The sequence below is a fragment of the Marivita sp. genome (genome assembly GCF_965656765.1).
Classification (GTDB): Bacteria; Pseudomonadota; Alphaproteobacteria; order Rhodobacterales; family Rhodobacteraceae; genus Marivita.
Genome location: NZ_CBFHLV010000096.1, coordinates 1 through 7,531 on the forward strand (window position 1 = coordinate 1; position 7,531 = coordinate 7,531).

Here is a 7,531-nt window from a genome sequence, read left to right on the forward strand (position 1 = left end):
AACCGCTGTCGATCACGCAGGATGACGTCAAGATTAACGGCTGGGCGATCGAGAATCGGCTGTATGCCGAAGACCCGTATCGCGGCTTCCTGCCGTCGATTGGCCGTCTGACCCGTTATCGCCCGCCTGCCGAAGGGCCCCTGGGGGATGGCATTGTGCGCAACGATACCGGCGTCTTTGAAGGCGGCGAAATCAGCATGTATTACGATCCGATGATCGCCAAGCTGTGTACTTGGGCGCCCACCCGCGGTGAGGCCATTGAGACGATGCGCAACGCGCTGGACAGTTTTGAAGTCGAAGGCATCGGTCACAACCTGCCATTCGTTGCGGCGGTTATGGACCACCCCAAGTTTATCTCGGGTGATATGACCACCGCGTTTATTGAAGAAGAATACCCAGATGGGTTCGAGGGTGTGACGCTTGGTGATGAGGCGCTCAAGCGTGTCGCTGCGGCCTGTGCCGCAATGAACCGGGTTGCTGAAATTCGCCGTGCACGTATCTCTGGCACGCTTGACAATCACGAACGCCATGTTGGTGAAGATTGGAATGTCGCGCTTCAGGGGCAGGATTTCGACGTGACCATCGCGGCCTACAAAGGTGGGTCCACCGTGCGCTTTACTGATGGTGCCGAGGTGAAGGTCGAGGGACAATGGACGCCCGGCGATCAGTTGGCCCATATGACGGTCAATGGCACACCTTTGGTGATGAAGGTTGGCAAGATTTCCGGTGGCTTCCGCATCCGGTCGCGGGGCGCCGAGCTAAAGGTCCATGTGCGCACGCCGCGTCAGGCTGAACTGGCCCGCAAGATGCCCGAGAAAGTGCCCCCGGACACGTCCAAGCTTCTGCTTTGCCCAATGCCGGGTCTGATCGTGAAGGTCGACGTGGCCGAAGGTGACGAGGTTCAGGAAGGGCAGGCGCTGTGCACCGTCGAGGCTATGAAGATGGAGAACATCCTGCGCGCCGAACGCAAAGGCACTGTGTCCAAGATCAACGCAGCGGCGGGTGACAGCCTTGCCGTGGACGATGTGATCATGGAGTTCGAATAAAACGATGCTGTATCTGCGCCCGATAAACAAAGTGAATAAGTGGACCGATCCTGTCGGTTCTCCTGTTCAGCTATCGGGCGCGGTGGCTCAGGAGCCAGAGGCGCGGCGGTCGCGGATTTCTTGTTGGCGGATCGGCATCTTGTCGATGCTGCGGGTGAGTTCCCGAACGCTCCACGGCAGGGGTTTGCGAAACTTGATCTGCCCGTCTTTGCCGATCAGTGCCATCATGAAGCTGCGCGGCCGTAGTTTTGTTCGGACGTCTGTCTGTGCTGCTGGATCGGTGTCCGTGATGATGACCACGTCGCGTTGGGCCAATTCGTCCAGTTCCCGGCTGAGATATTGCATCTGCTGGATGAACAGTGGGTCCGCCGGAGAGTTGGCGAACACAAGCAGCGGACGGGCCACCCAGAGATATTCGTCAAGATTGACGTCTTTGGCATCGAGAATGCGCATAATCCCTGCCTCCTCGTCCTCCGCAGAGTCGGTGGATGGGTCGGCAGCGAAGGCGGATATTGGCAGAGCCAAGACCACAAGTGCCAGAATGAAGGGCCTGAGTTTTTCCATATCACAAGACATAGTACGTCGTGTGACCAATGCGAAGGGTCGCGTGATGCGCGCTCTACAAAATTTTGGCATCTCGCCCTTTGCCGTGGTGGAAGGCTTATGATGCCGCGTCCACACAGTTTTTTCGGGAAGGCCACGTCGCGCTGCGATTGCGCCCGCCCATTGCAACGCACACCCCATGCCAACACGCCCTGTGAAAGGACGATTGGCACCGATGAGGACAAGAGGATCAAAATACGATGACAGCCAAGAAAGACACATGGCGCGCCCTTGCGGAAAAAGAACTGCGGGGCAAACCGCTTGACGCGCTGACATGGAAGACCCTCGAAGGGATCGAGGTACAGCCGCTCTATACCGAGGATGACGTCAAGGATTTGCCGCATCTGGGCACGATCCCCGGCGAGGCACCGTTCACGCGTGGCGTGAAAGCGACGATGTATGCGGGCCGTCCTTGGACGATCCGGCAATATGCGGGGTTTTCAACTGCTGAAGAATCCAACGCGTTCTACCGCAAGAACCTTGCTGCGGGCCAGCAGGGTGTTTCGGTGGCGTTCGATCTGGCCACGCACCGCGGCTATGACAGCGATCATGAACGGGTGGTCGGCGACGTCGGCAAAGCCGGTGTTGCGATTGATAGCGTGGAAGACATGAAAATCCTGTTCGACGGCATTCCGTTGGACAAGGTGTCGGTGTCGATGACGATGAACGGCGCGGTCATTCCGATTCTTGCGTCGTTTATCGTCGCGGGCGAAGAGCAGGGCGTGGATCGCGCGTTGTTGTCGGGCACCATTCAGAACGACATTCTGAAGGAATTCATGGTCCGAAACACCTATGTCTATCCGCCTGAGCCGTCGATGAGGATCATTGCGGATATCATCGAATACACCAGTGCTGAGATGCCGAAATTCAACTCGATCTCGATCTCGGGCTATCACATGCAAGAGGCGGGTGCGAACCTTGTGCAAGAGCTGGCCTACACGTTGGCCGACGGTAAGGAATACGTCAAAACCGCGATGGATCGCGGGATGGACGTGGACAAGTTCGCCGGGCGGCTGTCGTTCTTCTTTGCCATTGGCAAGAACTTCTTCATGGAGGCGGCCAAGCTGCGTGCAGCCCGGATGCTGTGGCACCGGATCATGACCGATCTGGGCGCGCAGAATGACCGCTCCAAAATGTTGCGCACCCACTGTCAGACCTCTGGTGTGAGCCTTGCTGAACAAGACCCTTATAACAACGTGATCCGCACAGCCTACGAAGCGATGAGCGCGGTTTTGGGGGGCACCCAGTCGTTGCACACCAACGCGTTGGACGAAGCCATTGCATTGCCGACCGAATTCTCCGCGCGGATTGCCCGCAACACCCAGCTGATCCTGCAGGAAGAAACCGGCGTGACCAACGTGGTCGATCCTCTTGCCGGGTCGTATTACGTTGAAAAGCTTACCCATGATCTGGCCGAGGAAGCCTGGAAGCTGATCGAAGAGGTCGACGAGATGGGCGGTATGACCAAGGCTGTGGCCTCTGGCATGCCGAAGCTGCGGATTGAGGAAACCGCAGCGATGCGGCAGGCCCAGATCGACCGGGGCGAAGACGTGATTGTCGGGGTCAACAAGTATCGGCTGTCCAAGGAAGACGATCTCGATATTCTGGATGTGGACAACGTGAAGGTTCGTCAAAGTCAGATTGCGCGGCTTGAAACCATCCGGTCCACCCGCGATCAGGCGGCCTGCGATGCCGCGTTGGCGGAACTCGAAAAACGCGCTGCCGAGGGTGGCAATCTGTTGGAAGCGGCGGTGGAAGCATCGCGCGCACGGGCCTCAGTTGGGGAAATCAGCATGGCGATGGAAAAAGTGTTTGGCCGCCACCGGGCGGAAGTGAAAACCTTGGCCGGCGTCTATGGCGCGGCTTACGAAGGCGACGAAGGCTTTGCCGCCATCCAGCGCGCGGTCGAAGGCTTTGCCGAAGACGAAGGCCGCCGTCCGCGCATGTTGGTAGTCAAGATGGGACAGGACGGGCATGACCGGGGCGCCAAGGTGATTGCCACGGCCTTTGCCGATATCGGCTTTGACGTCGATGTGGGACCGCTGTTTCAGACACCGGCCGAGGCCGCGCAGGATGCCATCGACAATGACGTGCACGTCATTGGCATCTCGAGCCAAGCGGCAGGGCACAAGACGCTGGCACCGGAGTTGGTCAAAGAGCTCAAGGCGCAGGGCGCAGGGGACATTCTGGTGATCTGTGGCGGGGTTATTCCGCAGCAGGATTACCAGTTTCTCTATGATGCCGGGGTCAAGGCGATCTTTGGGCCGGGCACCAACATTCCAGAGGCGGCGCAGGACATTTTGCGCCTGATCCGAGAAGCGCGTGGCTGATTTGGGGCGCGGACGCGTTGACGCGTCCGCGATTTTCCGTTGACGGAAAATCCGCCGCGTGTGTCAATGGCTGTATGAAATTCGAACTGGATCATATCGCGGTTGCCGGTGAAACGCTTGAAGAGGCCGTGCAGCACAGCGAAGAGGCGTTTGGCGTCGCTTTGGGCGCTGGTGGTCAACACGCGCATTACGCAACCCACAATCGGTTGATGGGCCTTGAGCAGGAACTCTACTTCGAGGCCATTGCCCCCGATCCGTCACAGCCCAAACCCGACTATCCGCGCTGGTTCGGGCTGGACGACTTCGATGGACCTGCACAGTTGGACAAATGGATCCTGCGGTGCTCTGACATCGCCGAGGCGCAACGCATATTCCCCGAGGCTGGAGAGCCGGTGCATCTGACCCGCGGTGATTTGAGTTGGACGATGCTGGTGCCACCTGATGGGCTGTTGCCCTTTGGCGGCCTCTTTCCGGCGATTATTCAGTGGCACACCGAAACACCACCGGGCATGACGCTGCAAAGTGCCGGTTTCCGGCTAGAAGCGTTGACAATCTGCGGGCCGGATGTGGCCGACCTGCAAACGCGGCTTGCACCAGTTTTTGATGACGACCGGGTGCTGTTTCAAACCATGTCCGATCGGATGATGCAGGCAGTGTTTCTGACTGCAGGTGGGCGGCGTATCCTAACATGATCATCCGCCGTGCGCGGCCCGAGGACGCAGAGCCTTTGACGCTGATCCTGAACGACGTGATCGCAAACACGACGATCACATTTACTTCGGACCTCAAAACCGTTGATTACCTGCGCGACGAGATCGCAGCACGGGGGGCCGCGTTCCAAGTGGTCGAGGTGGACGGGGTTGCGGCTGGCTATGCCAGTTACTTTCCGTTCCGAAATGGGCCGGGCTATGCGCGCACCAAGGAGCACTCTATCGCTTTGGCCGCGCAGGCGCGCGGGGTCGGGGCAGGGCGTGCCTTGATGACCGCACTCGAGGACGTGGCCCGCAAAGACAAGGTGCATTCCCTTTGGGCCGGAGTCAGTGCGGAAAACCCGGTGTGGCGGGCGTTCCACGCGGCCATCGGATTTGACGAGATTGCCACATTGTCCGAGGTCGGGTTCAAGTTCGACCGCTGGATCGATCTTGTGCTGATGCAGAAAAAGCTCTGATGCCGCACTGACAAAATCGGCGGTTTCGCGTAAACTACATCCATGTCGATCTGGACGCGCATTGCCGATGCTGTCTCGGCCCTTGCCTCTGGCGAAGGGCTGGCCGAGGTGTTCGACCGTTTGCGCACACCCCCCGAAAAGACCGTTGCATTCACCATCGCCGTGATCGCCTTATCGGCCAAAATGGCCAAGGCGGATGGGCTTGTGACCCGGGACGAGGTCATGGCCTTTCGTGAGGTGTTTCATATTCCAAGCGAGGACGAAGCAGGGGCTGCTCGGGTCTTCAACCTTGCTCGTCAGGACGTTGCCGGGTTCGAGGAATACGCCAAACGCATCCAAGCGATGTTTGGCCAAGACCAAGGCACGCTGTGTGATCTGATGGAGGGGTTGTTCCATATCGCAATGGCGGATGGCACCTATCACCCCGGCGAAGATGCTTTCCTGCTGCGGGTGGCCGAGATTTTTGATCTGCCGGACGGCTCGTTCCGGCGGTTGAAGTCGCGCTTTGTGCACGATGCCGAACAGGACCCGTTCGATGTACTGGGTGTCAGCCCCGACATGTCATTGGACGAGATCCGCAAGACATGGCGTCAGCTTGTGCGAGACAGTCACCCGGACAAAATGATTGCTCGGGGCGTTCCGGAAGAAGCTGTCAAGCTGTCGGAACGGCGTCTGATTGACATCAATCGCGCGTGGGAGGAGATCTCGGCGCGCGAACACGCCTGATCTCTTTGTGATGCGCATCGCAACCTACAATGTCGAATGGTTCGACTCGTTGTTTGATGATGACGGGCAGCTGGTTCTGGACGGATCATGGTCGGCGCGGCATGACGTGACCAAACTGATGCAAACAGAGGCGTTGGGGACTGTCTTCACCGCGCTTGATGCGGATGTGGTCATGGTGATCGAAGCGCCGGACACAAATCGCCACCGGGATACGGTGCGCGCGCTTGAAAGCTTTGCTGCAGCGTTCGATCTGCGGGCGCGTCGAGCGGTGATGGGGTTCAGCAATGATACGCAGCAAGAAATCGCGCTGATGTACGACCCCGACGTGGTGTCGGCGCAACATGATGCCAAGGGGCAGGCGCCGGTTCCGGGTGCGCCGCAGATGCCGGGCGCTCCGCGGTTCGATGGGACGTTTCGCATTGATCTGGATATCGACGCGACCGAGGACAAAGTTGTGTTCTCGAAACCACCGCTTGAGGTGGCACTGACCGTCAAGACGACCGGGCAGGTGATCCGCCTGATCGGCGCGCATCTGAAATCCAAGGCACCGCATGGGGCGACCAATCGGGACGAGGTGATGCGCTTGTCCATCGCCAATCGCCGCAAACAATTGGCGCAAGCGATCTGGTTGCGGGCGCGGGTGGACGAACATCTTGAGGCGGGCGAGCCATTGATCGTCATGGGGGATTTGAACGATGGCCCCGGTCTGGATGAATACGAACATCTGTTTGGGCGCAGTTCGGTTGAGATCATTCTGGGCAGTAAGCCGCACGCGTTGTTCGATCCGCATGCCTCAAAGGCGTTGTTGCGTCGGATTGGGCCACAACCGACCACGGCGCGGTTTTATATTTCGCAAGATAAGCGGTATCTACAGGCGTTGCTTGACTACGTGATGGTGTCCGCTGATTTGCGGTCTAAGGCTCAGGGATGGCGCATCTGGCATCCGTTCGATGACCCCGCATGTTGGACCACTCCAGAGTTGCGAGACGCGCTGCTAATGGCGTCAGATCATTTCCCGGTGACGCTTGATATCGACCTTTAGGTGAAATCTGCAGCTGGATCGCCTATATTGGCTTTATGAAACAGATACCCGCACTGACACTGGCTGTGGCATTGATCCCTTTGGGAGCCATTGCGCAAGAGGATGAAGGCACCAGCCTTATGGAGGAGGGCGCAAAGCTATTCTTTCGTGGGCTTATGTCTGAAATGGAACCGGCCTTGCGCGAACTTGAAGGGCTTGCGGACGAGATCGAACCTGCGTTGCGCAGCTTTGCCGAAGAGATGGGACCGGCGTTGCATGATCTGATGGAGCAGGTCGATGATTGGTCGGCTTACGAGCCGCCGGTGGTTTTGCCGAACGGGGATATCCTGCTCAAACGCAAACCGGAAAGACCCGCCCCCGACGCGTTGACCGCGCCGGAAGACGGTGAGATCGACATCTGATCGCGTCACTCTGCCGGGTGGGCAAAACGGCTTTGACGGGTGGTCTTGAGGATCGTGTCGGTGGCAATCGCGCCCGCTGCGATGGACAGGATCGCCAAAAGGGCCGCGAAGGACAGGGTCGGAACACCTGCAAGACCGGCGCCCACTGTGCTGCCGCCTGCCAGAACGCCTCCAGCACCCATGAGCACAGCGCCGCCTGCATAGCGCCCGGTTTC

At 58.8% G+C, this 7,531-nt stretch carries 9 protein-coding genes; 7 read left to right on the plus strand and 2 right to left on the minus strand.

Features of this window, described 5'->3' with window-relative positions; genetic code table 11:
• A partial coding sequence (locus ACTG4M_RS16520; protein WP_439124766.1) for a biotin/lipoyl-containing protein occupies positions 1–1,046 on the plus strand: 1,046 nt, incomplete at its 5' end.
• A gap of 87 nt (positions 1,047–1,133) precedes the next feature.
• Here ACTG4M_RS16520 and ACTG4M_RS16525 read toward each other — a convergent pair.
• On the minus strand, positions 1,134–1,610 hold the full coding sequence (locus ACTG4M_RS16525; RefSeq protein ID WP_439124767.1) for a DUF4174 domain-containing protein: 477 nt from the start codon (positions 1,608–1,610) through the stop codon (positions 1,134–1,136).
• 239 nt (positions 1,611–1,849) lie between these two features.
• Between ACTG4M_RS16525 and scpA the strand changes: the two genes are divergently transcribed.
• The 6 genes from scpA to ACTG4M_RS16555 all read left to right on the plus strand — a co-directional run bounded on the left by scpA (position 1,850) and on the right by ACTG4M_RS16555 (position 7,316).
• Positions 1,850–3,979 carry a methylmalonyl-CoA mutase gene (gene scpA, locus ACTG4M_RS16530; RefSeq protein WP_439124768.1) on the plus strand — a complete coding sequence of 710 codons (2,130 nt, stop codon included), beginning with the start codon at positions 1,850–1,852 and terminating at the stop codon, positions 3,977–3,979.
• Positions 3,980–4,053: 74 nt separating this feature from the next.
• Entirely contained in the window at positions 4,054–4,671 is a 618-nt protein-coding gene (locus ACTG4M_RS16535) for a VOC family protein (RefSeq protein WP_439124769.1), read from the plus strand.
• On the plus strand, positions 4,668–5,147 hold the full coding sequence (locus ACTG4M_RS16540) for a GNAT family N-acetyltransferase (RefSeq protein WP_439124770.1): 480 nt from the start codon (positions 4,668–4,670) through the stop codon (positions 5,145–5,147). The genes ACTG4M_RS16535 and ACTG4M_RS16540 overlap by 4 nt, the downstream gene beginning before the upstream one ends.
• 42 nt (positions 5,148–5,189) lie before the next feature.
• A complete protein-coding gene (locus ACTG4M_RS16545) occupies positions 5,190–5,873 on the plus strand; it encodes a TerB family tellurite resistance protein (RefSeq protein ID WP_439124771.1) in 684 nt (227 codons plus the stop codon).
• A 10-nt stretch (positions 5,874–5,883) separates the two neighbouring features.
• Positions 5,884–6,915 (plus strand): endonuclease/exonuclease/phosphatase family protein, encoded by a 1,032-nt coding sequence (locus ACTG4M_RS16550; RefSeq protein ID WP_439124772.1) that lies wholly within the window; start codon positions 5,884–5,886, stop codon positions 6,913–6,915.
• A 35-nt stretch (positions 6,916–6,950) separates the two neighbouring features.
• The gene (locus ACTG4M_RS16555; protein WP_439124773.1) at positions 6,951–7,316 is read left to right on the plus strand and encodes a hypothetical protein; all 366 of its coding nucleotides are present in this window, start codon (positions 6,951–6,953) and stop codon (positions 7,314–7,316) included.
• A gap of 5 nt (positions 7,317–7,321) precedes the next feature.
• Here the strand turns inward: ACTG4M_RS16555 and ACTG4M_RS16560 are convergent.
• Positions 7,322–7,531, minus strand: a 210-nt coding sequence (locus tag ACTG4M_RS16560; protein WP_439124774.1) for a YeeE/YedE thiosulfate transporter family protein, incomplete at its 5' end; no start/stop codon positions are given.

Coding starts and splice junctions, on each gene's coding strand:
- ACTG4M_RS16540 (WP_439124770.1), top strand. CDS start 4,668: ATGATCATCCGCCGTGCGCGGCCCGAGGACGCAGAGCCTTTGACGCTG.
- scpA (WP_439124768.1), top strand. CDS start 1,850: ATGACAGCCAAGAAAGACACATGGCGCGCCCTTGCGGAAAAAGAACTG.
- ACTG4M_RS16535 (WP_439124769.1), top strand. CDS start 4,054: ATGAAATTCGAACTGGATCATATCGCGGTTGCCGGTGAAACGCTTGAA.
- ACTG4M_RS16555 (WP_439124773.1), top strand. CDS start 6,951: ATGAAACAGATACCCGCACTGACACTGGCTGTGGCATTGATCCCTTTG.
- ACTG4M_RS16545 (WP_439124771.1), top strand. CDS start 5,190: ATGTCGATCTGGACGCGCATTGCCGATGCTGTCTCGGCCCTTGCCTCT.
- ACTG4M_RS16525 (WP_439124767.1), bottom strand. CDS start 1,610: ATGGAAAAACTCAGGCCCTTCATTCTGGCACTTGTGGTCTTGGCTCTG.
- ACTG4M_RS16550 (WP_439124772.1), top strand. CDS start 5,884: ATGCGCATCGCAACCTACAATGTCGAATGGTTCGACTCGTTGTTTGAT.